This window comes from Cupriavidus sp. 2TAF22 (assembly GCF_052115045.1).
Classification (GTDB): Bacteria; Pseudomonadota; Gammaproteobacteria; order Burkholderiales; family Burkholderiaceae; genus Cupriavidus.
Genome location: NZ_JBFRFX010000107.1, coordinates 1 through 2,347, shown reverse-complemented (window position 1 = coordinate 2,347; position 2,347 = coordinate 1). Strand labels below are relative to the sequence as shown.

The window sequence follows — 2,347 nt, the reverse complement described above, 5'->3', positions numbered from 1 at the left end:
CCCCGATCAAATCCCTGCTGATTGCCAACCGTTCCGAGATCTCCATCCGCGTGATGCGCGCGGCTGCCGAGATGAATATCCGGACCGTGGCGATCTATTCGAAGGAAGACCGCCTCGCGCTCCATCGCTTCAAGGCCGATGAGAGCTACCTGGTCGGCGAAGGCAAGAAGCCGCTGGCGGCCTACCTCGACATTGACGACATCCTGCGCATTGCCCGGCACGCGAAGGTGGATGCCATCCATCCGGGCTATGGCTTCCTGTCGGAGAACCCGGAGTTCGCGCAGGCGGTGATCGACGCCGGCATCCGCTGGATCGGGCCGTCGCCCGACGTCATGCGCAAGCTCGGCAACAAGGTGGCGGCGCGCAACGCGGCCATCGCGGCRGGCGTGCCGGTGATGCCGGCCACCGACCCGCTGCCGCACGACCTGGATGCCTGCAAGCGGCTGGCCGCGGGCGTTGGCTACCCGCTGATGCTCAAGGCGAGCTGGGGCGGGGGCGGGCGTGGCATGCGCATCCTGGAAAGCGAGCAGGACCTGGAAGGCTCGCTGGCCGCGGCCCGGCGCGAGGCGCTGGCCGCGTTCGGCAACGACGAGGTCTATGTCGAGAAACTGGTGCGCAACGCGCGCCACGTTGAAGTGCAGGCGCTGGGCGACACCCACGGCAACCTGGTGCACCTGTTCGAACGCGACTGCACGGTGCAGCGGCGCAACCAGAAGGTCGTGGAGCGCGCCCCCGCGCCGTACCTCGACGACGCYGGCMGGGCCGCGCTGTGCGAGGCGGCGATGCGGCTGATGCGCGCGGTCAACTACACGCACGCGGGCACGGTCGAGTTCCTGATGGATGCCGACTCCGGCCAGTTCTACTTYATCGAAGTCAATCCGCGCATCCAGGTCGAGCACACGGTCACGGARATGGTCACCGGGGTCGATATCGTCAAGGCGCAGATCCGCATCACCGAGGGCGGCCATATCGGCGTGACCGAGAACACGCGCGAYGCCGASGGCAAGATCGTYGTGCGCGCCGCGGGCGTGCCGGAGCAGGCGGGGATTTCGCTGAACGGGCATGCGCTGCAATGCCGGATCACGACCGAGGATCCCGAGAACGGYTTCCTGCCGGACTACGGCCGGCTCTCCGCCTACCGCAGCGCGGCGGGCTTCGGCGTGCGGCTCGATGCCGGCACYGCCTATGGCGGCGCGGTGATCACGCCGTACTACGATTCGCTGCTGGTCAAGGTCACCACCTGGGCGCCGACCGCCCCCGAGGCGATCCGGCGCATGGACCGCGCGCTGCGCGAGTTCCGCATCCGCGGGGTCGCGTCCAAYCTGCAGTTTCTCGARAACGTCATCAACTAYCCCGSGTTCCGCTCGGGTGACGTCACCACGCGCTTTATCGACAAGACGCCGGAACTGYTGGCGTTCACCAAGCGCCAGGACCGCGCCACCAAGCTGCTGCGCTACCTGGGCGAGGTCAGCGTGAACGGGCATCCGGAGATGAGTGGCCGMACGCTGCCCTCGYTGCCGTTGCCCGGTCCGGTGATGCCTGCTGTCGATACCGGCGAGCCGCTGCCGTATGGCACGCGCGACCGCCTGCGCGAGCTCGGCGCGGAGAAGTTCTCGCGCTGGATGCTCGAGCAGAARCAGGTGCTGCTCACCGACACCACCATGCGCGACGCGCACCAGTCGCTGTTCGCCACGCGCATGCGCACGGCGGACATGCTGCCGATCGCGCCGTTCTATGCGCGCGAGCTGTCGCAGCTGTTCTCGCTGGAGTGCTGGGGCGGCGCCACCTTCGACGTGGCGTTGCGCTTCCTGAAGGAAGACCCGTGGCAGCGCCTCGAGCAGTTGCGCGAGCGCGTGCCCAACGTGCTGTTCCAGATGCTGCTGCGCGGCTCGAACGCCGTCGGCTACACCAAYTATGCGGACAACGTGGTGCGCTTCTTCGTGCGCCAGGCCGCCAGCGCGGGCGTGGACGTGTTCCGCGTGTTCGACTCGTTGAACTGGGTGCGCAATATGCGCGTGGCGATCGATGCCGTCGGCGARAGCGGCGCGCTGTGCGAAGGCGCGATCTGCTATACCGGCGACCTGTTCGACCCGAAGCGATCCAAGTACGACCTGAAGTACTACGTCGGCATCGCGCGCGAGCTGAAGCAGGCSGGCGTGCATGTGCTGGGCATCAAGGACATGGCCGGTATCTGCCGTCCGCAGGCGGCAGCGGCGCTGGTCAAGGCGCTCAAGGAAGAGACCGGGCTGCCCGTGCATTTCCATACGCACGACACCAGCGGCATCTCGGCCGCTTCCGCACTGGCTGCGATCGAGGCCGGCTGCGATGCGGTGGACGGCGCGCTCGA

1 protein-coding gene is annotated in these 2,347 nt (G+C 67.8%); it reads left to right on the top strand.

What is annotated here, in order from left to right:
* The coding region (locus AB4Z48_RS40345; protein ID WP_441624487.1) for a pyruvate carboxylase at nt 1-2,347 on the top strand (2,347 nt) is incomplete at both ends.